17 protein-coding genes are annotated in these 22,160 nt (G+C 70.6%); 9 read left to right on the top strand and 8 right to left on the bottom strand.

The annotated features are described in order from the left end of the window. Positions 1 to 51: 51 nt before the first annotated feature. A complete protein-coding gene (locus ACWDLG_RS32835) occupies positions 52 to 1,131 on the top strand; it encodes a hypothetical protein (RefSeq protein WP_449927618.1) in 1,080 nt (359 codons plus the stop codon). 106 nt (positions 1,132 to 1,237) lie between these two features. Here the strand turns inward: ACWDLG_RS32835 and ligD are convergent, their stop codons facing one another. The 3 genes from ligD to ACWDLG_RS32820 all read right to left on the bottom strand — a co-directional run bounded on the left by ligD (position 1,238) and on the right by ACWDLG_RS32820 (position 5,091). Continuing rightward, positions 1,238 to 2,407, bottom strand: coding sequence for a non-homologous end-joining DNA ligase (ligD, locus tag ACWDLG_RS32830; protein WP_449927615.1), 1,170 nt, complete (start codon positions 2,405 to 2,407; stop codon positions 1,238 to 1,240). 145 nt (positions 2,408 to 2,552) lie between these two features. Then, entirely contained in the window at positions 2,553 to 3,302 is a 750-nt protein-coding gene (locus ACWDLG_RS32825) for a crotonase/enoyl-CoA hydratase family protein (RefSeq protein ID WP_449927612.1), read from the bottom strand. Positions 3,303 to 3,390: 88 nt separating this feature from the next. Continuing rightward, positions 3,391 to 5,091, bottom strand: a complete 1,701-nt coding sequence (locus ACWDLG_RS32820; protein WP_449927609.1) for an acyl-CoA dehydrogenase family protein — start codon at positions 5,089 to 5,091, stop codon at positions 3,391 to 3,393. Between the two features lie 30 nt (positions 5,092 to 5,121). On the opposite strand from ACWDLG_RS32820, the gene ACWDLG_RS32815 reads away from it, so the two are divergent. Next, entirely contained in the window at positions 5,122 to 5,838 is a 717-nt protein-coding gene (locus ACWDLG_RS32815) for a PaaX family transcriptional regulator C-terminal domain-containing protein (protein WP_354907221.1), read from the top strand. Between the two features lie 78 nt (positions 5,839 to 5,916). Here ACWDLG_RS32815 and ACWDLG_RS32810 read toward each other — a convergent pair whose 3' ends face one another. Both ACWDLG_RS32810 and ACWDLG_RS32805 read right to left on the bottom strand, forming a co-directional pair. After that, on the bottom strand, positions 5,917 to 6,951 hold the full coding sequence (locus tag ACWDLG_RS32810) for a hypothetical protein (RefSeq protein WP_449927605.1): 1,035 nt from the start codon (positions 6,949 to 6,951) through the stop codon (positions 5,917 to 5,919). A gap of 61 nt (positions 6,952 to 7,012) precedes the next feature. Further along, complete coding sequence (locus ACWDLG_RS32805; protein ID WP_449927602.1) at positions 7,013 to 8,398, bottom strand: glutamate--cysteine ligase; 1,386 nt, start codon at positions 8,396 to 8,398, stop codon at positions 7,013 to 7,015. 159 nt (positions 8,399 to 8,557) lie between these two features. Between ACWDLG_RS32805 and ACWDLG_RS32800 the strand changes: the two genes are divergently transcribed. Beyond that, positions 8,558 to 9,583 (top strand): zinc-dependent alcohol dehydrogenase family protein, encoded by a 1,026-nt coding sequence (locus tag ACWDLG_RS32800; RefSeq protein ID WP_449927599.1) that lies wholly within the window; start codon positions 8,558 to 8,560, stop codon positions 9,581 to 9,583. On the opposite strand, the gene ACWDLG_RS32795 is transcribed toward ACWDLG_RS32800, so the two are convergent. Further along, a complete protein-coding gene (locus ACWDLG_RS32795) occupies positions 9,573 to 10,649 on the bottom strand; it encodes a class I SAM-dependent methyltransferase (RefSeq protein ID WP_449927743.1) in 1,077 nt (358 codons plus the stop codon). The genes ACWDLG_RS32800 and ACWDLG_RS32795 overlap by 11 nt on opposite strands. Before the next feature lie 108 nt (positions 10,650 to 10,757). Here ACWDLG_RS32795 and ACWDLG_RS32790 point away from each other — a divergent pair, with 108 nt between their 5' ends. The 3 genes from ACWDLG_RS32790 (at position 10,758) to ACWDLG_RS32780 (ending at position 13,656) form a co-directional block, all read left to right on the top strand. Then, entirely contained in the window at positions 10,758 to 11,162 is a 405-nt protein-coding gene (locus tag ACWDLG_RS32790) for a hypothetical protein (protein ID WP_449927596.1), read from the top strand. A 172-nt stretch (positions 11,163 to 11,334) separates the two neighbouring features. Next, a complete protein-coding gene (locus ACWDLG_RS32785; RefSeq protein WP_449927593.1) occupies positions 11,335 to 12,960 on the top strand; it encodes a serine/threonine-protein kinase in 1,626 nt (541 codons plus the stop codon). A gap of 12 nt (positions 12,961 to 12,972) precedes the next feature. Next, positions 12,973 to 13,656, top strand: coding sequence for a hypothetical protein (locus tag ACWDLG_RS32780; protein WP_449927590.1), 684 nt, complete (start codon positions 12,973 to 12,975; stop codon positions 13,654 to 13,656). Between the two features lie 171 nt (positions 13,657 to 13,827). Here ACWDLG_RS32780 and ACWDLG_RS32775 read toward each other — a convergent pair whose 3' ends face one another. Then, entirely contained in the window at positions 13,828 to 16,044 is a 2,217-nt protein-coding gene (locus ACWDLG_RS32775; protein ID WP_449927587.1) for an outer membrane protein assembly factor BamB family protein, read from the bottom strand. A 128-nt stretch (positions 16,045 to 16,172) separates the two neighbouring features. On the opposite strand from ACWDLG_RS32775, the gene ACWDLG_RS32770 reads away from it, so the two are divergent. Beyond that, entirely contained in the window at positions 16,173 to 16,331 is a 159-nt protein-coding gene (locus ACWDLG_RS32770) for a hypothetical protein (protein ID WP_449927584.1), read from the top strand. A gap of 200 nt (positions 16,332 to 16,531) precedes the next feature. On the opposite strand, the gene ACWDLG_RS32765 is transcribed toward ACWDLG_RS32770, so the two are convergent. Continuing rightward, positions 16,532 to 19,069, bottom strand: coding sequence for a M14 family zinc carboxypeptidase (locus tag ACWDLG_RS32765; RefSeq protein WP_449927581.1), 2,538 nt, complete (start codon positions 19,067 to 19,069; stop codon positions 16,532 to 16,534). Between the two features lie 125 nt (positions 19,070 to 19,194). On the opposite strand from ACWDLG_RS32765, the gene polX reads away from it, so the two are divergent. Further along, positions 19,195 to 20,877: a DNA polymerase/3'-5' exonuclease PolX gene (gene polX, locus ACWDLG_RS32760; protein WP_449927578.1), complete on the top strand. Its 1,683-nt coding sequence runs from the start codon at positions 19,195 to 19,197 to the stop codon at positions 20,875 to 20,877. A gap of 110 nt (positions 20,878 to 20,987) precedes the next feature. Then, positions 20,988 to 22,043, top strand: coding sequence for a sulfite oxidase (locus ACWDLG_RS32755; protein WP_449927575.1), 1,056 nt, complete (start codon positions 20,988 to 20,990; stop codon positions 22,041 to 22,043). Positions 22,044 to 22,160 lie beyond the last annotated feature (117 nt).

Raw genomic sequence — 22,160 nt, 5'->3', positions numbered from 1 at the left:
GGTTACCGAAAATCACCGCAAGCCGGGAACGCCCGCGGCTAAGGTCGCCCCATGGATCTACTCGCGCGTGCCGCGGAGCTCAAGCCGGAGCTGCTGGAGTTCGCGGTGTCAGGGCGGTTCACCCGGGAGCTCGGCCTGGTGTACGGCCGTTTCTTCCCCGACGGGGTGGTCACCGACGAGGCGACCTCGGCGCTCGCGCTCGACCACTTCGCGCTGGAGTACCGCCTTCCGGGAGGCGACCTGCTGATCGACAGGTTCGTGGCCGAACGTCCCGAGCTCCCCGAGGCCGAGCGCGCCATGGTGCTCGGCTGGAAGGACGTGGTGGAAGGTGTCTTCGAGGTCCGCACGGTCGCGGGCCCGGCGATCATCCTGTTCAACCTGATCGACGAGCTGACCTACACCGCCCACTCCGATCTGGGCGAGGGCGCCTTCGACGTGCTCGACCCAGGGATGTTCCTGGTGGGACGGCTCATCCCCGTCACCCTCGACGCCTGGCTGATCAGCGCCACCCCCGCCGTCCACACGAGCGAGGCACGGCCGCTGCTGGTGCGCGCGGCGGCCGAGGCCGCGCTGCGCCATCCGGCACGGGTGTTCCGCAACCCGGCTCTGCTGGCCGAGGCGTGGCAGATCCAGGCGGCACAGCGGCGGCAGTTCGTCGAGCACTTCGGCTCCGACCTGGTCGTCATGCGCGGCGCCGAGGTGGCCGAGCGGATGGGCGAGTTCGCCTCGCTGGAGTTCCCCGGCCATCTCGCCGAGGAGGAGAGCGTCGCCCTCATCTTCGACGAACGCGACGGGCTGGGCTACTACACCGACTTCGCCGCGGTCGAGGCGGCCTTCGCCGACCCGTCCCTGGTCACCAGGAGCCGCTACCGCGACGCCGTCAGCCGGTACCTGAGGGGCGACGCGGTCTCCCCCGTGCCGATCAGGCGCCTGGCGGCGCGCGACCCCCGGCCGGCCGGGGAGGTGTTCGCCAGGCTGCTCGGACGGCACGGCTTCACCTGGCAGCTGGACGGCGAGGCGCTGCTGCGAGCGCACAAACCCGGCTACTTCGCCACGCCCCGCCTGCCGGCGTGCACGCCCGTCACCTCGGTGATCGCCGAGCTCGAACGCGTCCTGGAGGACGGCCGCTGACCCCGGCGGCCCGTCCTGCGGGGCGGATCGGCCGCGGGCACCCGGGATCGCAGGGTGGGGGCACGGGCGGTCGCCGGTAGCGGTCGGGGCGCCGGCGGGCCTGGAGTCAGGGCTCGGGTGGGCGCCAGTCGGCGGGCCAGGGGTTGTAGTCGACCTCCAGCGGCTCCTGCTCCGGGCGCAGGCCCTCCGGCACGTGCTGCAGGTTGACCCTGATCCGGTACCACACGCTGCTGCGCCCGCGCATCCCGTCCACCAGCACATCGGCCGGCTCGAGGAACCCCACCACGTCGGGATGGCGGGCCTTCCACGCCTCGAGGCCCGCCAGTGCCTCGTCCTTGTGCTGGGCCCTGGCGATCTCGATCAGCGGGAGCTCGGTGCGCTCGGGCGGCGGGCCCTGCGCCTCGGCCAGCTCCAGCAGCGGGGTGAGCGAGCCGGCGTGCAGGTCCATGTCCTCCCACGGGTCGCCGAGCGCGGCGAACCGCTTGGGCACCGTGTCGATCGTGAACTCCTCCGGGCGGCACCCCGGCACCTCGTCCCACGCCAGCGGCGTGGACACGCGGGCGTCCTGCACCGGCCTGACGGAGTAGGCGGAGGCCACGGTGCGGTCGTAGGCGTTCTGGTTGTAGTCGACGAAGACGCCCTGCCGCTCCTCCTTCCACCACCGGCTGGTCGCCAGATCGGGCGCCCTTCGCTCCACCTCGCGGGCGACGGCCTCGGCCGCCTGCCGTACCTGCGAGAAGCTCCAGTCGGGGGTGATGCGGGCATAGACATGGAAGCCGCGTGAACCGGAGGTCTTCGGCCACGCCACCAGCCCGTGGTCGGCGAGCACCTCGCGCGCCACCTGCGCGGTCTCCAGCACCTGGCCCCACGGCACGCCCGGCACCGGGTCGAGGTCGATGCGCAGCTCGTCGGGATGGGCGAGGTCGGCGGCCCGCACGGGGTGCGGGTTGAGGTCGACGCAGCCCAGGTTGACCACCCACAGCAGCTGGCGGGCGTCGGTGACGACGACCTCCTCGGCGCTCCGCCCCGACCGGTAGCGCAGCTCGGCGATCTCGATCCAGGGCGGGCGCTTGGCCGGGGCGCGCTTCTGGAAGAACGCCTCCTGCTCGATGCCGTGCACGAACCGTTTGAGGATCATCGGCCGCCCCGAGACGCCGCGCAGGGCGCCCTCGGCGACCGCCTGGTAGTAGCGGACCAGGTCGAGCTTGGTCCGCCCGCTCTGCGGGAAGACCACCTTGTCCGGGCTGGTGATCGTCACACCGTCGATGTCCGGCATGGTCTCACCATACGTGAGCGCACCGACAAGATCCCGGCGCGCGCACGCCGCGCCGGGAGGAGGCGCGGCCGGTCAAGCCCAGGCCCGGGATCATGGTCACCAGGACCCCGGCGGGCGGTCCTCCCGAAGGGGTGGGGCCGGGTGGTCAGGGGGTGGAGAAGTCGCCGTGGCGGCCCGCTCCCGCGGCGAACCGGGCGGCGCCGTCGGCCGCCTCGCCCAGGGCGGCGATGCCGTGGCGGAGTTCGTTGCGCATCGCCTCCTGCTCGGGCAGCGCCGCCTGCTCCAGCGCCGACATGCGGTCGCCGCGCAGGCAGGTCTGGGGGAAGCGGGCCAGGTCGTGGGCCAGGCGTTCGGCGGCCTGGCGTGACTGCCCGGCGGGGACGACCCTGTTGGCCAGCCCCATGCGCAGCGCCTCCTCGGCCGCTACGGGACGGCCGCTGAGGATCAGGTCCATGGCGTGGGAGAGACCGATCAGGCGCGGCAGCCGTACCGTGCCACCGTCGATGAGCGGGACGCCCCAGCGCCGGCAGAAGACCCCGAACACCGCGTCCTGCTCGGCCACGCGCAGGTCGCACCAGAGGGCGAGCTCGAGGCCGCCTGCGACCGCGTGGCCGGCGACGGCGGCGATGACGGGCTTGCTCAGCCGCATCCTGGTGGGACCCATGGGGCCGTCGCCCTCCTCCCCGACATGGTTGTCGAGGCGTTTGAGGTCGGCCCCCGCGCAGAAGGTGCCGCCCTCGCCCCACAGCACGGCGACGGCCGCGTCCGACGCCTCGAACGCGGTGAAGGCCGCGACCAGCGCGTCGGCGGTCTCGCGATCGACGGCGTTGCGGGCTTCGGGCCTGGAGAGCACCACGGTGGTGACGGGGCCTTCCCGCTCGGTTCGCACGGTCATCCGGTCCTCCGGTGGACGTCGGGATCGGGCTCCTCCCTGGTCGTCGGCGGCCGTGGCGTGATGGGTGCCTGGTGACCGCCTGACGGGATCAGAGGGTGAACGCCCCGGCGACGAGCTCGTCGAAGCGCTCCAGCTCCTCCGCCGGGCGGTCGATGCCGCGCAGCGGCCCCTGGTCCGCGAGGTGCGCCTCGGCGTGGAGCCGGGCCACCAGGGCCTTGCGGTCGCCGAAGCCCGCGCGCTGCTCCCAGCCCGCCTGCTCCAGCAGCAGGGCGGCCGCGTAGACGTCCGCCATGAGCTGGGCCAGCGGGAACAGCCGGGCCTCGGCCACGACCGGGTCGAGCGAGGACCACACGGTGATCGCCTTGCGGAGGTCGTCGATGCGCCCGCGGACCAGGTCGACGGTCGCGGAGTCGCCGGACGGGGCCTGGTCGGCGGCGGCGGTCAGGCGGTCGAGGAAGGGCTCGTGCGCGTTCTCGCGGAGCATCGCCCGCCGTACGTCGAGGCACAGGATGTTGTCGCCGCCCTCCCAGATCGGGTTGACCTGGGCGTCTCGCAGGAGGCGGGCGACCGGCCACTGCTCGATGTAGCCGTTGCCGCCGTGGATCTCGATGGCGTCGCCGGCCGCGGTGACGCCGAGCCGGGCGGCGCGCAGCTTGACGAGGGCGGGCGCCAGGCGCAGCCGCGGGCCGAGGTGGCCGTCGAAGACCAGCGCCTGCGCCGCTTCGACCTCGACGATGAGCTCGGCGAGCTTGCGCCGCATGAGCGGCTGGTCGATGAGGCGGCGGCCGAAGGCCTCGCGGGCGGAGGCGTAGCAGATCGACTCGACGAGGGCGCGGCGGGCGACGCCGGCGCCCATCATGGCGACGCCGAGCCGTGAGGCGTTGGTGAGCTTCATCATCGTGCCGAGCCCCGAGCCTGATCCTGAGCCCGCCAGCAGGAACGCCTCGGCGCCGGTGAACTCCACCTCGGCGGAGGCGACCGAGCGGGTGCCGAGCTTGTCCTTGAGCCTCCTGATCCGTACGGCGTTGCGGGACCCGTCGCGCCGCTCCCACAGCACCAGGAAGGGCGCCACGTCACCGGTGGGCAGCCTGCCCAGCACCACGAACGCGGAGCCGTTGGCGTTGGAGGCGAACCACTTCAGGCCGGTCAGGCGCCAGGCCTCCCCGTCGGGCTCCGCGCTCGCCTCCAGGGCCGCGAGGTCGGAGCCGCCCGTCCGCTCGGTGAACATCTGCGCGGCCTCGCCGGAGTAGAACCCGTTGGCGAAGATCGAGCGGACCCGGTCGCGGACGTCGGCGGGCGCGTGCTTCTCGGCCAGGGACACCACCATGTCGCCGCCGGTGCCCAGGGCGCAGCCCATGCCGATGTCGGCCTGGTCGAGCAGGTACGTCCAGGCCGCGGCCAGCGCGGCGGGGTCGGCTCCGTGCTGTCTGGCGGTCTCGGCGAACGCGGGCGAGGTGAAGTTGTCGGCCATCAGCGCCTCGCGCGCCGCGAGGAACGACGGCGGCATGACGACCTGGCTGATGTCACGCCCCCACTTGTCGTACTTCTCCAGGCGGGGCGGGTTGCGGTCGGTCTCCTCCGCGTGCGCGGCGATCGGCCCGCCCATGAGCGCGCCCAGGCGGGACAGGTGGGGTGCGGCCCAGTCGTACCCCTCGCCCAGGTGGCGGCGCATCAGCAGCTGGAGCGAGGGGTCGCAGGACCACCAGTCGCGTCCGGCCGCGCCCTGGTAGCGCGCGGTGTCGTAGCGGCCGCTGGGGCCGTCGACGGGTTCGATCAGATAGCTCGCCATGCTCGGAGTGTTACATATAATCGACACGCGATGGAAGACCGTAATACTCTGACCGCCCGCTCGGCCGTGCTGAGCGCGCTGCTCGGCAGCCACCCGCCCCGGCTGCCGAGCCGGGCGCTGGTGCGCATCGGCGAGGTGTTCGGCATCGCGGAGGGCACCGTGCGGGTGGCCCTGTCGCGGATGGTCGCGGCCGGCGACCTGGTGCAGGACGACGGGCGCTACGCGCTGTCCGAGCGGCTGCGCGAACGGCAGGCCAGGCAGGACGAGAGCCGGTCCCCGCACACCAGGGCGTGGGACGGCACGTGGGAGATCGCCGTCGTCACCGCGGAACGGCGCGCGCCCGCCGACCGGGCGGCGCTGCGGCACACGATGACCACGCTGCGCCTGGCCGAGCTGCGCGAGGGCACCTGGCTGCGCCCGGCGAACCTCATCAGGCGGTGGCCGGAGATCGTCACGGCGCAGTGCACGCTCATCGACGGCACGCCGCGGGAGGACCCGACGGCGCTGCTGTGGGACCTGGCGGGGTGGGCGGCCGAGGCGCGGCGGCTGCTGACGGCGCTCGACCGGGCCGAGGGGCTGGCGGAGGGGTTCCTGGTGTCGGCGGCCGTGCTGCGCCACCTGCTGGCCGACCCGCTGTTGCCGCCGGAGCTGCTGCCCGAGGGGTGGCCGGGTGCGGAGCTGCGGGCGCGCTACGACGACTTCGACCGCGGCTACCGGAAGGCGCTGCACCGGCACCTCGAGGCGTGACCGCCGCCCGGCCGGCGTCGGGCCTCATCGGGAGCGCGAGGTTCGCCGGCCGGGCGGTTCGGCGCGTCCCCGGCGACCTCAGAGCGGGACGCCGAAGATCACCCGGCGGTTCCTGAACTCGGTGACGCTCCACAGCTTCCCGCCCGACACCGTCAGGTCCTCGGGCCCGACGGGGAACGGCCGGACCGTCACCTCCCCGCCCCGGTCCACGACGAGCCTCCCGTTGGTGCGCGCGTCGGCCGCCTGGCTGAGGTACCAGGCCCCGCCGGACGACACCGCCCCCTGGATCTTCGCGTGCGGCATCGTGAAGGCTTCCCGCGGCACCCCGTCGCCGAGGGGCAGCTCCCACCTGGCCACCCTGCCGGTGGGCGCGTCCTGGACGTACTCTCCCGCCACCAGCGTGTGCGGCGTCGTGCTGCGGTCGACCGCGACGAAGGAGAAGAGCGCCCCGGGCGTCGCCACGCGCCAGAAGTCGGTCTGCGGGATCACGTACCGGTAGCCGAAGGCGTGGAACCTCTCGCCGGATCGCCCGATGCGGGTGGGGTCGCCGAGGTCGTTCTGCGCCGTCCGCAGGTCGAGGAGGTTGTTCATGTCGAACACCCGCAGGCCCCGCGTGGTGTCGGCGACGTAGAGCTGGTCGCCGTACCACGCGATGCCGCCGGCGTGGATGTTGATCGGCCCGTACGACCCGTCGGGCTTGGCCTCCACGAGCAGCGCGTGCTGGTAGCGCAGCGTCGACGGGCTCAGGAAGGTGACCCTGACGCCGCGCTCGGCCACCGGCGGCACCGGCTTGAAGTACCAGCCGGCCACGAACACCGGCACGCCCGCGGCACCGGAGTCCTCACCGCAGGTCAGGCCCTGCGGGTACCAGTCGGGCGTGTCGTTGTCCTTCTCGTCGAAGGCGTACCAGTCGGCCGGCCTGGGCTGCATCGTGCCGAGCGCCGCGGCCGCGCCCTTGCGCACCGCCTTCCTGTTGGCCTGCGCGAGCACGGCCTCCACCGCGCTCGCCCCGATGTCGGCGGCCAGCTTGGCGGCGCCGTCCCGCAGGGTCCCCGTCACCCTCCGGAGCGCGAAAGGCGCCTTCTCGGCCGGAACCATCCCCTTGGAAGCCATCGTCCCCTCGCTTTACTCTCCCTTGGGATAGTTTGACGGACGAGAGTGGCTTCTGGTTCGGTTACCGCCACATGTGCACCGGCTGGCCGCTTAGCGCGTTCTCGTAGTAGCGCCGCACCATCGCCTCGCTGTCGCCGCCCAGCTCGGCCATGGCCTCGCGCTGCCACACCGCTCCGGTACGGCCGAGCCGTACCCGCTGGGCGATGATCTCCAGGTCGGCCTCGGACGGCTGGACGCCGGCCCTGAGCAGCGCCGCCCTGGCCTCCGGCAGCAGTGACAGCACCAGGTCGGCGGCGAGCACCTCGCGGCCCTCCCAGGTCAGCTTGGCCTGCAGCCCGTTCATGGCCGCGCGGTAGAAGTTCTGGTAGGCGGTGCCGAACGGCAGCCCGGTCAGGTCCCGCTCGGCCAGCGCGAGCGTCAGCCCCAGCAGGAAGGCGGTGTTGGCGGCCATGTCGGCGCAGGTCGGCCCGGCTGGCAGGGCCCGGAACTCGATGCGCAGATGACCGCCGTCGACGGGGTCGTAGACGGGCCTGTTCCACTGCCACACCGTCCCGCTGTGCAGCCTGAGCTCGGCCAGCTCGCCACCCTGGTCGAGGGCGGGGATCACCGGCTCGTAGTCGCGCGCGTACCGCTCGAACAGCTCGTAGGCCCCTTCGCGCACCCAGTCGGAGCCGAAGGTGGCGCGGCCGTCCCTGCGGAAGCGGCGGCCGATGTCCCTGTCGTCGGCCGCCTCCTCGAACAGCGCGATCCTGGTCTCCTCCCACAAGGTCCTGCCCAGGAAGAACGGCGAGTTGCCGCACGCGGCCAGCACCGGCCCGATGGCGAGCTGGGCGCCGTTGTAGGTCCTGGCGAAGTCGGCGGCCGGCGTGCGCAGGTGGACCTGCCACGAGGTGTTGGCCGCCTCCAGGATGACGTCCTGCACCTCCAGCTCGAGATCGTCGATCCTGACGATGAACGGCTCGAGCCGCAGCCGCCGCATCCCTCGGGCCAGCGCCCGGTACCGGGCCTCGTCGCTGATGGCCAACTGCGTGAAGTCGCCGGTGCCGAGCGTGGGCAGGATGCCGATCGGCACCGCCCCGCCGCCGGCCAGTTCGCCGACCGCGCCGTCGACGGCTCTGATCAGCTCCTGCATCTCGTCGGCCAGCCGCTCGAAGGGGCGGCCCGCCAGCGGCAGCGGCGTCAGGTTGGCTTCCACGTTGTAGCGGCCCAGCTCCACGGTCAGCCGGTCGTCGCCGAGCCGCTCCAGCACCTCGGCGTTGCGCGGCAGCGGCCGGCCGCGCCCGTCGACCAGGAAGAGTTCGAGCTCGGCACCGATGGTGGTGGGGCCCGCACCGAAGCCAGGTCTATCGAGCAGCCGGCGCAGCTCGGCCAGCTGGTCGTTGAGGCGTTCCGCGAAGCGCGTGTATTCGGCCTCGGAGAACCGCTCTTTGTCAACCTCTTGTCCCATGCCCCCCTACTGTCCGAGCGGCCAGGCTCCACACCTCACCGCGGAGGGCGGCCCGTCGCGCCGCGGCGGCCCCGGGTGAGCGACGGATCCCGGCTCCGGGCGGCCCGGCGCCGGAGCTGCCCTTGCGCGCATCGCGGGAGCTCACTCTAAGCTCATGAGATGCGCGCGGTGATGTTCGACCTGTTCGGCGGCGATCTCGACCTGCGGGAGGCGCCCGACCCCTCCCCCGGCCCTCATGGCGTGGTGATCCAGGTGGCCGCGACGGGACTGTGCAGAAGCGACTGGCACGGCTGGCAGGGCCACGACCCCGACATCACCACGCTCCCCCACGTACCGGGTCACGAGCTGGCCGGCGTGGTCGCCGCGGTCGGGGCGGAGGTACGCGAGTGGCGCGAGGGCGACAGGGTCACGGTCCCGTTCATCTGCGCCTGCGGCTCGTGCGGGTCCTGCGCGGCGGGCGAGCAGCAGGTGTGCGAGCGCCAGACGCAGCCGGGCTTCACCCACTGGGGCTCCTTCGCCGACTACGTCGCCATCGACCACGCCGACGTCAACCTCATCGCGCTGCCGGAGGAGATGGCCTTCACCACCGCGGCCGCCCTGGGCTGCCGCTTCGCCACCGCCTTCCGGGCCGTCGCGCACGTCGGCGCGGCCAAGCCGGGCGAGTGGGTGGCCGTGCACGGCTGCGGCGGCGTGGGCCTGTCCGCCATCATGATCGCCACGGCGGCGGGGGCCAGGGTCGTGGCCGTCGACATCAGCACCGAGGCGCTTCACCTGGCCGAGCTCGCGGGCGCCACCCACTTCGTCAACGCCTCGTCGGGCGACGCCGCCGCCCAGGTCATGGAGCTGACCAGGGGCGGCGCCCACCTGTCCATCGACGCGCTCGGCAGCGCGTCGGCGGCCGCCGCCTCCATCGAGAGTCTGCGCCGCAGGGGCCGCCACGTGCAGGTGGGCCTGCTGCCCGGCGAGCGCACGCCGTTGCCGATGGGCCGGGTGATCGCCCACGAACTGCGCCTGCTCGGCAGCCACGGCATGGCGGCCCACGCCTACGGGCCGATGCTGGAGCTGATCAGGGCGGGGACACTCCACCCCGACCAGCTCGTCACCCGCACGATCGGGCTCGCCGACGCGGGCAAGGCGCTGGCCTCGATCGGGTCGGTGCCGGGCGTGACGATGATCACGCCCTGATCCGGCGGATCGGCAGCCTGCCGCCCCACGTCTCGACCGCCTTGTCGTCGGCGAAGGCGAGGGCGCGCATCATGTTGCCGCCGTCGCTGGTGTCCACGGCGTGCCTGAGCCGGGCGCGCATCGCCTCCGGCAGCTGCGTGGTGCCCGCCTCGATCGTGTCGCCGTAGTGCGGCGCGTAGGACACCCCGGCGAAGCCGGTACGGCGCAGCAGCGTCGGCAGCGTCCGCGAGGAGTAGAACATCAGGTGGTTCTTGGTGAACCCGCTCCACGCCGACTCGTAGGCCTTCAGCAGCAGCGATCCGGCGTTGACCGTGAGGATGAGCAGCACCCCGCCCGGCGCCAGCAGGCCCCTGAACCGCTCGAAGTCCTCCAGCGGCCTGGGCAGGTGCGCCAGCACCGACCACAGCGTGATGACGTCGAACCCGCCCCTGGCGATCTCGGGCACGTCCTGGGGCGAGCCGAAGTAGGCCTTGGCGCGTGACAGCCTCGCGTTGGCCTGCTCGACCGAGTCGGGCGACAGGTCGACCCCGACGGCGTCGAAGCCGCGCCGCTCGGCCAGTTCGAGGAACAGCCCCGCGCCGCAGCCGAAGTCGAGCAGCCGCCTGCCCTTCCCGTCGTCGAACACCGGGGAGAAGGCGTCCATGGTGAGGGTGTAGCGGCGCTGCCTGTTCTCGGCGTACTTGCCGGTCAGGAAGCTGCTGTAGGCGTTGGCGTACAGGTCGCCGAGCCGTTCGGGCCTGACGTTGGGGTTGCGGTAGAGGAAGCCGCACGACGGGCAGCGCACGACGCGGTAGCGCCAGCCGTTCCCGCCGGTCGGCTCGTACATCGGCTGCTGGCGCGACTCGCCGCACATCATGCAGGAGAGGAACTCCTCGATCTCGCCGAGCGGCACCTCACGCCGGTATTCGTCCAGTGACACGGTCCGCGCCCGTGCGATCTTGATACGCCACTGCGCTTCGCGGATCAGCCTCTCACCAGGACGGACGTAGACCCGCTGTCCCCATGGCACCTTCTCGTAGCGGGATCCGAAAAGGAGCCTGGCTGCCTTGCGCTTGACCGAGACCATCGACACCTCACCTGTGTATGCCCCCGAGTCGTTGCCGGGTTAGATGTGCATTTCTCCTGACTAGTTCTGATCCTTTTTCCGCGCACCATTCCCCATAAGGTGGCAAACATGGAATACGCACGTCTTGGCACCAGTGGCCTCGCGGTCTCCAGGATCTGCCTCGGCGTGATGAGCTACGGCGATCCCGCGGCGTGGGAGTGGGTGCTCGCCGAGGAGCAGGCCGAACCGATCGTCCGGCGGGCAGCGGAGGCCGGCGTCACCCTGGTCGAGGAAGCCCCGTTGAGCTGCCGATCCGCTCCAGGGCACACCACCTCACCCACCGGCCGAAGATCTGACGATCATCACGCAAGCGCCGATCCGGCGTGGACTTTCATTGCACGATCAGGGGCGCGCGTCGGCCGGCCGGCCGGGCTGCGGCTCTTCGGCTGGTCCCTGCCGGCGCCGCCCGCGCGCTCCCAATCACCGAGACAGACCACCAGGCGATCGGAAACCACCGCCACCAGGACGACGTGATCCAGCTCGCCGGGGCAGCCCGGAGAGAAGGGAACGCATGAGGCTCTGCCCCTCTGCACCCTCGGCCCTCCTTGGTGGCGCGTCGGAGAAGGCTGCGACAGACGGTGGCCATCTCTCCGTCGGTCACCCATCAGTGATATGCCGGACCGGTCGCCCAAGGTGAAGCCGTTGAATGAAGGCACCTTTCACCACTTTTCGCAACAAAACGCCCTTTAAGAGGGCAAAGGTGACCTGTGTCGATCGGCGACCGAAACCCGCCGACAAATCGACGTCGAGCAAGGATTGTCAGCAGAACCGTTTTCAAACACCTGACTTCGCCCTTACGCTACGCTCTCGGACAGGAGTCAATATCGAGTCTCATGGCGGGGCCGCGGATTTGGTGAGCGAGACTTCACCGGGCACGCTCATCGCTGGCCGGTACGAACTGATCAAGCGCTTGGGCAGTGGGGGCATGGGTGAGGTATGGGAGGCCCGGGACCTGAGCCTGAACGTCGACGTGGCGGTCAAGTCCGTCCGATTGGACACCCCGAGCACCACCCGCCCGGCCGTCCTCGCATACGCCCGCAAAGAGGCACAGCACGCCGCCTCGCTACGCGAGCATCCGAACATCGTGGCAGTTCACGATGTCGTCGAGCATGCCGGGCTGCCGTGGACGGTGATGCGCCTCGTCCGTGGACGGTCGGTTGCCGAGTTACTGGAGGCCGAGCCCGACGGTCTTCCCATCGCGCTGATCAACCGGATCGCCCAGGGCGTCCTTGCCGCGCTCGGGGCAGCACACGGCATCGGCATCATCCACCGGGACATCAAACCGCCGAACATCATGGTCACCGACGGCGGCGACGTTCTGGTCACGGATTTCGGGATCGCCAAGCACTACGCCGACACCCAGATCACCAAGACCGGAGCCGTCATCGGCACGGTCGCCTACATCGCCCCCGAGCGGTTGGATGGAGTAGAAGGTCCGCCCGGGGATCTATGGTCGCTTGGGGTGACCTTGTACCACGCGGCCACCGGCGTCTCCCCGTTCGAGCGGGGCGCAATGTTGCCCACGATGCACGCCATCGCCCACGAGCAACCGGACGATCCGGTCCGTGCCGGGCACCTGGCACCGGTGATCATCGCGCTGCTGGACAAGGATCCGAAAACCCGGCCCGGCGTCGACTCGGTACTACGGATGCTGGACGGCACACCGCCGCCCACGCTGACGGCAACACTGCCGCCGCTGACAGAGACCGGTCCAAGGCGTACCTGGGTGCGGCCCATACTGTCACTGCTCGGCGTCGGGATGGCCGGGCTGCTGTCTTTCGCTGTCGCTTCCCAGTTCCGCGGGAAGGCCGCCGAGACACCCTACACAGGGGCGGAATCGGCGGACATCACGCCGAGCAGAAGCGGCGGTGACAGTTCGTCGTCCACTGCCGAACCGACCATCAGCCGCAGCCCCGGACCGGACGCGAGCTTGTGCACGGCTGCGGTCCAGACGGCTGGCAACGCCCTGCGACTGTCTGCCATCGCACTGGGCGACTCCAATCGCGGTCGGGCCGACAAGGCGAACGCTACCAGTGCGGCTCTGCGTGATGGTGTCAGGCAGATCTCGTATCTCGCCGGCCGCGCCACGATACCGGCGGTCAAGGCGAAAATCCACAACATGGCCGGAGACCTGACCGCTCAGGCCGACGCGTTCGACGCTCAACTCTCCGACATCGAGGCCGGACGTACCCCCGACACCAACGCCACCAGGCTCGCCATGAGACAGCTGAGCGAGGACGCGAAAGATCTGGGTTCACTCTGCTGGGAGTGAGGAGCGCCCGGCGTGGGAATCCGATCAGACCATCAATCCGACGAAACGGAAGCCTGGCTTCAGCAGCCGTTTCATTCATTTTCCCGCTTTTCTCAACCATACGAATATACAGGGGTGGACATGGCGCGGCAGAACAAGTTCGTCCTGATCGCTTACGGCGTGGCGGTCGCGGCGGCGATCGGGGTAGGAGCGTGGGCGGCTCTCGGCAGTGGCGACGGGACGTCGACAGTGAACAGCAGTGGCGTCGGGAAGTCGGCGGCGAACATACCGGCCTACTGCACGGACGGCGCCGAGGGGGGTTGGAACCCAGCTTCCGGCATGTGCAACATCAGGAACGTCGCCGGCTGCCAGCACGTCACAGAGTTCCAGCACATCGATACCCAACTGGCCTCGGAGAACCCCTTCAGGTCTTCCGGCTACAGCGGCAGCACCGCAGTGGTGCCGCTGCTCACGAAGATGAAGGACCTGACCGAGGAGGACCTGAAGCAGCCGAACATCCCCGATCCGATCAAGGTTGCCCTGCAGAACCAGGCCAAGGAACTCCAGAAAGAAATAGACCTCTACAACCAGCGGGGCAACTGGGTTGAGGTGAATACGAAGCGCGGCCTCAGCGAGACGAGCAGTTCGGCGCTCGCCTGCTTGAACTTCGTGGCCGACGAGGCGAAATTCGCGACGCCCGCAGCTGGACAAGGGTAAGAAATCATAATGTCCACACTCCGATGAAGTGCGCCGGGATCCGGCCGAAATCGTCCGGATCCCAGCGGGAAACGCGCGTCGCTCCGATCGGCCGATGAACGGGAACGCGTCCTTTCGGCCGCTCCGTCGCCAGATAAGACGCGGACGCGAAATTCTTCGGCCGGCACGGAATCACGCGGTGATGGCGTACAGCTTGTTGTCGTTGCTGCCGACGTAGACCACTCCGTCGGCGACCGCGGGAGACGAGTGCACCGAGCCGCCGGTGGCGAAGGACCAGATCTCGCGTCCGGTGGTGGCGTCGACGGCGTACAGCTTGTGATCGTAGCTGCCGACGTAGACCACCCCATCGGCGACCACGGGAGACGAGTGCACCGAGCCGCCGGTGGCGAAGGACCAGCGCTCGCGTCCGGTGGTGGCGTCGACGGCGTACAGCTTGTGATCGTAGCTGCCGACGTAGACCACCCCGCCGGCGACCACGGGAGACGAGTGCACCGAGTCGCCAGTGGTGAAGGACCAGCGCTCGCGTCCGGTGGTGGCGTCGACGGCGTACAGCTTGTGATCCTGGCTGCCGACGTAGACCACCCCGCCGGCGACCACAGGAGACGAGAGCACCAAATAGCCGGTGGCGAAGGACCAGCGTTTGCCTCCGGTGGTGGCGTCGACGGCGTACAGCTTGTCGTCCCAGCTACCGACGTAGACCACCCCATCGGCGACCACGGGAGACGAGCGCACCGAGTCGCCAGTGGTGAAGAACCAGCGTTTGCCTCCGGTGGTGGCGTCGACGGCGTACAGCTTGTTGGCTTCGTTGCCGACGTAGACCACCCCGCCGGCGACCGCGGGAGACGAGGACACCATGTCGCTGGTGGTGAAGGACCAGCGCTCGCGTCCGGTGGTGGCGTCGACGGCGTACAGCTTGTGATCGTAGCTGCCGACGTAGACCATCCCGCCGGCGACCGCGGGAGACGAGTGCACCGAGCCGCCGGTGGCGAAGGACCAGCGCTCGCGTCCGGTGGTGGCGTCGACGGCGTACAGCTTGTTGGCTTCGTCGCCGATGTAGACCACCCCGTCGGCGATCGTGGGAGACGAGCGCACCCTGCCGCCTGTACTGAAGGCCCACTGCTGCGCCCCGAGGGAGGGGCGCTGATCATGGAGTCGCGAGCCGATGACGCCGGCCGCTGCGGCGCCAATGCCCGCAAGCCCGAGCAGGGCCGTCCGGCGTGATATCCCTGTGCGGCCATCCGCCGGGCCGTCTGCGGCTGCTTCTCGGCGGGGGCTGCCTTCGTTGGAGGGGCGTGACAGACCACGGCTGCCGAGTCCCTCGGTTGGGCGATTGGCGGCTTGATGTGCCTGCGCGTTACTGTCAGGGAGCTGAGCCGCCGGCTGTACGACCGGCTTGGCCTGTGCTTCAGAAGCCCCAGGCGTGTCCGTGAGCGGCAGTGTTCGGTGCGGGCCGAAGGGCGTAAGTGGCGGTGGTGTGGCGGGCGGCGGTGTGGCGACGTGGGTCTGTACGACCCGTGCCACATTGTCGGGCAGCCAGGCGGACTCGGTGAAGAACTCGACGATGGTGGATGCGCCGGTGATGTTCTCGGCCAGCTCATCCAGAAGGGCTGGCGCGCTTGGCCGCTGTTCAGGCTGCTTGGCGAGGCACCTCGCCACCACCGACCGCAGCGTGGGCGTAAGCGCCGCAAGGTCGGGTTCCCGGTACACGGTACGGTAGAGCAGCATCTGCCACGAGCCGGTCCCGAAGGGTCCCTTTCCCATGGCGGTGAACGCCAGCACCGCCCCAAGGCAGAACACATCGCTGGCCGGTCCCACCGGGGCGCCGGTCAACTGCTCCGGAGACATGAACCCGAGAGTTCCCACGGCCACGCCCGTCTGAGTCAGACTGCTGTCCTCGGCCGCTACCGAGATCCCGAAGTCAATGACCCGGGGCCCGTCGGCGGCCAGCAACACGTTCGACGGCTTCAAGTCCCGGTGAACGACGCCGGCGGCGTGGATCGACTCCAGCGCTTCGGCCAGCCCCGCTCCCAACGCCAACACCGACGCCTCCGGCCATGGCCCATGGTCGGCTACCGCCTCATCCAGTGACATCCCCGGCACGAATGCCGTGGCCAGCCAGGGCGGTGAATCATGAGGGTCGGCAGCGACCACGCCCGCGGTGAAGAAGCCGTTCACCGTACGGGCCACAGCCACTTCACGGGCGAACCGGCGCCGGAATTCGCGATCCTCGGCCAGATCGGGCCGGACCACCTTCACCGCCACCGCCCGGCCGCTTTTTGAGCGCCCCAGGTAGACTCGGCCCATTCCGCCCGCGCCCAGCCGGGCCACGATCCGGTACGGGCCCACCTGCCGCGGATCTTCCGCCTGCAGCCCCTCGGACACCCCCATGCATCACTCCTCGGCCTCGTCCGCATTCCAGGTGTACTCGAGCAGCACATTATTCCTACGCCCGGATCACCACAGTGGAAGGCGATAACAAGTCAAAGGCGATGTGAAGCACCAAAGCCAGGGCTTGTGTGATCGAAGACAGCAGGCGATGCGCAGGGTGGCGTACGGCTGTCGACATCGGCGCCACCAAGGACAGGCACGTCGGCGACGCGGTGGCGGTGGAGCTGACGGACAAGGAACCGGCCTTCCTGGCCGAGCCCTACCGGCCGCGCGAGGTGCGCTTCTGACCGGCCCACGCGGCGGGGATCCTCCAGCGGTCCTCACCGCGTGGATCGGCTTGCCCTGACCCTGCCGCCTCACTCACGTCAGCTCCGGGACGCCGTCATGCCGGGTGCCCCCGGACAGGCGGGAGCCGGGCCGTCAGGGGGGTACGGCCCGGCTCTCGCGGTGTGCGGCGTGGGCGAGGGGGGACGCCCACGCAGCCCGTCTACGGGGTCAGGACCTTCGCCGACGCGGAGGTCCAGAACAGCGCCCTGGCCACCTGCGGGAACAGGCCCTTGGGGTGGTTGCGGAACATCGGCTCGGTACCGAAGAGCACCACGGCCGCGCCCCGCTCGTCCCTGCCGCTGACCACCGCCGCCTGGCCGCGCGCGGCCTCGGGGCCGCCGCTGCCGTCGGGGTTGGCCCGCCAGTGGCCCGACACCAGCGGCCCTTCGGCGGCGTAGGACTGCTCGACCTTCACCTCGGGGCCGAGCGCGGTGAACCAGCGTGGCGAGTAGACGAAGGAGTGCGCGGGCGAGCCCGCGCCGACGGCGCCAGGACCGGTGGAGCCTGTGGCGTTCATCCTGACCACGCCGTTGGCGTCGCCGCGGCCCGCCACGGCGGTCACGGTCAGCAGCCCGGCCGCGGCGTTGAAGTTCGCGCCCGTGCTGCCCCGGGTGACGACGCCGCCCTTGGCGAGGAATGCCTCGAGCGCCGCCCTGGCCTGGGGGTTGAGCGCCGGGAACGACAGGCCGCTGGAGACGTACAGCACGTCGGTGCCGCTCCAGTCGAAGCCCGCGTTCAGCACGGTGGTCGAGACGGGGGTGACGGCGAAGCCCATCTCGCGCAGCGTGAACAGCTCGTCGGCGGAGGCGGCCGCGGTGATCCGCACGCTGGACAGCGGGGTGCCCGTGGTCTGCGCGGCCCTGGTGAACGGCACGCCGTACCGGTCGGCGGCGGTGGTGGCGGCCTGGCGCGCCGAGGCCGGCACGATCGCGCTGCCGTCGGCCGCGAGGGTGACGGCCACGCCCTGGCCGAGCAGGTCGTTGAGCGCGCGCACCGCCTTGGCGTCGTCCAGTTTCAGCGCGAGCGGCCCGCCGCCGCGCGGCACGTCGCCGGTGGGAGAGGCGACCTTGACCGGCACGGACGCCACGTGGAAGCGCCGGTCGGCGACCGGGTCGGCGGTCGCGCCCCACAGCAGGCCGTGGCTCCAGCCGGAGATGTCGTACATCGCGTCGACCCGTCCGCTGATGTCGGCGCCCGCCTCCAGCATGACGTTGGCCAGGCCGCGCTTGGGCTGGCGCATGTCCACGACGTACGTGCCGGCCGGGTAGGTCCTGCCGCCTGCGCGGAAGGACAGCAGCGCCCTGTCGACCCGCACGTCGTTGGCGATGAGGTGGTCGACCAGGCGCGCGGCCGACGGGCCCGAGGCGGGGATGGCGTAGGCGCGCGGGTAGGTGGTGTTGTAGACGTCCTCGGGGCCGAAGCCCGGCACGATGCCGAGCGGCACCTGCCTGGACGGCTCGCCCGCCGCGCCCCGCCTGAACACCTCGATCTGGTCGGCGACCAGCTTCTCCCTGTTGTTCTGGACGAAGGTGTAGGTGGCCCTGATCGCGGCGGCGGCGATGTCGACGTTGATGCGGCTGCGGCGCTGCAGCTCGGCCACGGGCTGGTTGGTGTACTCGCTGCCGTTGACCCGCATGGGGAACTCGATGGTGTGCGAGGCGACCGCGCCGTGGAAGGGGGCGTACTGCGGTGTGAAGATCGGCGGCCAGTCGTCCCAGCCCTCGGCGGAGTCGCGGAAGGGGATCTGCGGCGGGAACGTGCCGTCCTTCTCAGGGGTGTAGCCGAGCGCGAGGATGGCCTGCTCGATGCCCAGCGCGTTGGCGTAGGCGTTCTTGATGAACAGGTCGTACTCGTAGTTGGCGCCGTGCGGCGGGGTGGTCGGCTCCACCAGGGTGCCGTTGACGTAGCCGTGCAGGTCGATCATGACGACCGGCTGGTTGTCGATCATGATCTGGCGCATCGCCCGCGTCTCCGGCTGGGAGGCGGTGACGAAGTCGCGATTGAGGTCGAAGCCGTCGGCGTTGGGCCGCTGGCCGAGCACGCGGCCGTCGGGGTTGGCGGTGATGTTGAAGTACAGGCGGGTGCGCTCGAGCAGGTCCTTGATCCGGGGCTCGGTGCTGGTGGCCAGCTCCTCGATGACGCGCAGGTTGGCGTCGGTCCCCTCCCACTCGTTGCCGTGGATGTTGCCGTTGACGAAGACCGGCGCCTTGTACCGCCTGGCGTCGACCTGCCTGCCCTCGGCGATCTGCCGGCGCAGCCGCTCCTGCCTGCGCGTCTCGGCGGCGCTCTCGGGGGCGGTGACCGTGACCAGGTACATCTCGCGCCCGCCCGCCGAACGGCCCACGACCTCGGCGCTGACCCTGTCGCCGACGGCCTGGAGCCGGTTGAGCCTCGCGGCGATGGCGTGGTGCGGGACGAGCCCGAGCTTGATGGAGGCGTCGGCGGGGTTCTCCGGCGGGATCGGCAGCGTGTTCGTGCGGGGGTAGCCGCGGCTGTGGTCGGCGCGCCAGGTCAGCTCGGGCGCGCCGTCACGCAGGGTCTTGGCGGACTCGGCTGCGGACCGCCCCACTCCGGCGGCTTCTTCGTTGCGGTCGGCCCCGTTGCCGAAGTCCCTGACGGGTGGCGTGGGGTCGGCGGCGGCCGTACCGGAGGGAAGCAGCAGAACGGACAGCAGAGGGATCAGAACACGTAAGCGCACGAAGTTCCTCCAGATGGTTCAGATCCGTTCGTACTGAACGCACCTGACCTGACACAAGGGGCGACATTCAATTCAGGCCGATCCGTGATCTGGAAGTGTCAGAGCGCTCCCCTACGCTGGGGCGCATGGCACGGGCTAACGACGAGGCGGCAGCCGCCCTTCAGGAGTATTCGGAGCTCTTCGCGCTCACCGGTGGCGACGCTTTCCGCGTGCGCAGCTACCAGAAGGCGGCCAAGGCGATCGCCGGGTTCCCCGACGACATCGCGCAGGTCGACGTGCGCAAGGTGCCGGGCGTGGGCGAGGCGATCGCGCTGAAGATGGAGGAGTTCCTGCAGCGCGGCAGCTTCCGCCAGCTCGACGCGCTGCGCGAGCGGGTGCCCGCGGGGGTGCGGAGCCTGACCAGGGTGCCGACGCTCGGCCCCAAGACCGCGATCATGCTGTTCGAGGAGTTCGGCATCGACTCCCCGGCGGCGCTGGCCGAGGCGATCGGCGCGGGGCGGCTCGACGGCGTCAAGGGGCTGGGGCCCAAGACGCTCGCCAACCTGGTCAAGGGCATCGAGCAGCTGGAGCAGGCGGGGCGGCGGGTCCACATCGGGGTGGCGATGTCGCTGGCCGAGAGCATCATCGCGAGCCTGAGCGCCGAGCGGATCGCCTACGCGGGGTCGCTGCGGCGGATGAAGGACACGATCGGCGACATCGACATCCTGGCCGTGGCGCCCGAGTCGATCATGGAGGAGTTCCGGGCGCAGCCGTACGTGGCCGAGGTGATCGCCGCCGGCGACAAGAAGACCTCGGTGCGCACGACCAGCGGCATCCAGATCGACCTGCGCAGGGTGCCGGCCGAGTCGTGGGGGGCCGCGCAGATCTACTTCACCGGCTCCAAGGAGCACAACGTCGCCATCCGCGAGATGGCGGTGAAGAAGGGCTGGAAGCTGTCGGAGTACGGCCTGTTCGAGGGCGAGCGGGTGATCGCGGCGCAGACCGAGGAGGAGATCTACGCCGCGCTCGGCATGCAGTGGGTGCCGCCGACGATGCGCGAGGACGGCGGCGAGGTGCGGGCGGCGCTGCGCGGCGAACTGCCCGCGCTGGTCACCCTGGAGGATCTGCGGGGCGACCTTCACACCCACACCGACCTCACCGACGGCATCGCCTCGCTGGAGGAGATGGTGGCGGCGGCCCACGCGCTCGGCTACGCCTACTACGCGGTCACCGACCACGCCCCCGACCTGGCGATGCAGCGCATGACGCTCGACAAGGCGATCGAGCAGCGCGGCGCCCTGCGGAAGCTGCAGGACGCCTACCCCGGCATGCGGCTGCTGCACGGCACCGAGCTCAACATCGCGCCAGACGGCTCGGTCGACTGGCCGGGCGAGGTGCTGAGCCAGTTCGACGTGTGCGTGGCCTCGGTCCACTCCCACTTCACCCAGAGCCGCGAGGAGATGACCAGGCGCTTCATCGCCGCCTGCGAGAACCCCCACGTCGACATCATCGGCCACCCCACCACCCGCAAGATCGGCAAGCGGCAGCCCGTCGACGCCGACTGGGAGGCGGTCTTCCGCGCGGCGGCCCGCACCGGCACGGCCATGGAGATCGACTCCTTCCCCGACCGCTCCGACCTGCCCGCCGACCTGGTACGGCTGGCCAAGCACCACGGGGTGAAGTTCTCCATCGACAGCGACTCCCACGCCATCCCGCACCTGGGCAACCAGCGCTTCGGCGTGGGCCTCGCGCAGCGGGCGTGGCTGACGCCCGACGACGTGATCAATACGTGGCCGATCGACAGGCTGCTGGCGTTCCTCGGCCGCTGAGCCGCGCGTGGCGGATGGGGGGCGACGTCATCCTGGTGGCGATCCGCTGACCCTGACGAGGTGCGCGCACGGAGGATTGGATGGTTAATAGGTAGGGAATTAGTGGAACCATGAGGCTAGCCACCGACACCATCGTCAAACCCCTGCCGGCTCACCTGTTCACCCTCCACGATGGCAGTGCCGAGACGCGCTGGGAAGCGATGGCGGGCCAGGGTTACCACACCCCCACCGACCGCTTCTTCGTCCGCAACCACACCTCCACGCCGCGCGTGGACGCCGCCTCCTGGCGGCTGCGCCTGCACGGCGGCGGCCTGCGCCGCCACCTGCTGATCGGCTACGACCAGCTGCGCGCCATGCCGTCCCGCACCAGGGACATCGCGCTGGAGTGCGCGGGCAACGGCCGCCGCTTCTACAGCACCCAGCAGCGCCAGGCCGCCCCCGGCATGCAGTGGGGCCTGGGCGCGGTGGGCGTCGCCCGGTGGAAGGGCGTGCCGCTCGGGCACCTGCTGGAGCTGGCGGGCCTGCGCGCCGGCGCGGTCGACGTGCTGGCGACGGGTCTCGACCAGCCGTTCGTGCACGAGGGCGTGAACCTCGGCCACGTGCGCCGCCCGCTGCCCGTGGAAAAGGCGCTCGACGACGTCCTCGTGGCCTACGAGATGAACGGCGCGCCCCTCCCTCCCGACCACGGTTTCCCCGCCCGTCTCATCGTTCCCGGCTGGGCCGGAATCGCCTCCGTCAAATGGCTCGGCGACCTGGAGGTGTCGACCAAGGAGTTGTTCACGCCGTGGAACACTCTTTTTTACCCAGGGGTCACGACCATGACCGTGAAAAGCGCGTTCGAGCTGCCGTGGCCGGCCATACTCAAGGCCGGCGTGCGCCACGTCCTGTACGGCAGGTCGTGGTCGGGCACCGGCCGGGTCACGCATGTCGAGGTGAGCGCCGACAACGGTCTGACCTGGCATGCCGCCGAGCGGCGCGGCCTGCAGGACGACGCCTGGCTGCCCTGGCGGATCGCCTGGACGCCGCGAGAGGAGGGCCCGCACGCCCTGCTCGCCAGAGCCCGCGACGACAGCGGCGCCTGCCAGCCCCTCCAGCGGTCCTGGCACCCCTTCGGCTACCACTTCGACGCGGTCGTCCGGCACCCTATTCTGGTGACCAGCGGATAGGTAAATGTCACTTCCATTACCTGAGCTGGGAGGTCATAAAGCTCCGGACAATCGCTGGTCTGCGTCATGGAATTCATCTGGAAGACTTTTGCGGAAACGTTCCTGAAATCCTGAAGA

The sequence above is a fragment of the Nonomuraea sp. NPDC003727 genome (assembly GCF_053586935.1).
This window is presented reverse-complemented; position numbering and strand designations above follow the sequence as displayed.

Excerpts from the sequence above, each read along its gene's own strand:
- ACWDLG_RS32785 (WP_449927593.1), top strand. The coding sequence starts at position 11,335 with ATGAAGGCACCTTTCACCACTTTTCGCAACAAAACGCCCTTTAAGAGG.
- ACWDLG_RS32790 (WP_449927596.1), top strand. The coding sequence starts at position 10,758 with ATGGAATACGCACGTCTTGGCACCAGTGGCCTCGCGGTCTCCAGGATC.
- ACWDLG_RS32820 (WP_449927609.1), bottom strand. The coding sequence starts at position 5,091 with ATGGCGAGCTATCTGATCGAACCCGTCGACGGCCCCAGCGGCCGCTAC.
- ACWDLG_RS32755 (WP_449927575.1), top strand. The coding sequence starts at position 20,988 with ATGAGGCTAGCCACCGACACCATCGTCAAACCCCTGCCGGCTCACCTG.
- ACWDLG_RS32795 (WP_449927743.1), bottom strand. The coding sequence starts at position 10,649 with ATGGTCTCGGTCAAGCGCAAGGCAGCCAGGCTCCTTTTCGGATCCCGC.
- ACWDLG_RS32805 (WP_449927602.1), bottom strand. The coding sequence starts at position 8,398 with ATGGGACAAGAGGTTGACAAAGAGCGGTTCTCCGAGGCCGAATACACG.
- polX (WP_449927578.1), top strand. The coding sequence starts at position 19,195 with ATGGCACGGGCTAACGACGAGGCGGCAGCCGCCCTTCAGGAGTATTCG.
- ACWDLG_RS32800 (WP_449927599.1), top strand. The coding sequence starts at position 8,558 with ATGCGCGCGGTGATGTTCGACCTGTTCGGCGGCGATCTCGACCTGCGG.
- ligD (WP_449927615.1), bottom strand. The coding sequence starts at position 2,407 with ATGCCGGACATCGACGGTGTGACGATCACCAGCCCGGACAAGGTGGTC.
- ACWDLG_RS32835 (WP_449927618.1), top strand. The coding sequence starts at position 52 with ATGGATCTACTCGCGCGTGCCGCGGAGCTCAAGCCGGAGCTGCTGGAG.
- ACWDLG_RS32810 (WP_449927605.1), bottom strand. The coding sequence starts at position 6,951 with ATGGCTTCCAAGGGGATGGTTCCGGCCGAGAAGGCGCCTTTCGCGCTC.
- ACWDLG_RS32775 (WP_449927587.1), bottom strand. The coding sequence starts at position 16,044 with ATGGGGGTGTCCGAGGGGCTGCAGGCGGAAGATCCGCGGCAGGTGGGC.
- ACWDLG_RS32815 (WP_354907221.1), top strand. The coding sequence starts at position 5,122 with ATGGAAGACCGTAATACTCTGACCGCCCGCTCGGCCGTGCTGAGCGCG.
- ACWDLG_RS32825 (WP_449927612.1), bottom strand. The coding sequence starts at position 3,302 with ATGACCGTGCGAACCGAGCGGGAAGGCCCCGTCACCACCGTGGTGCTC.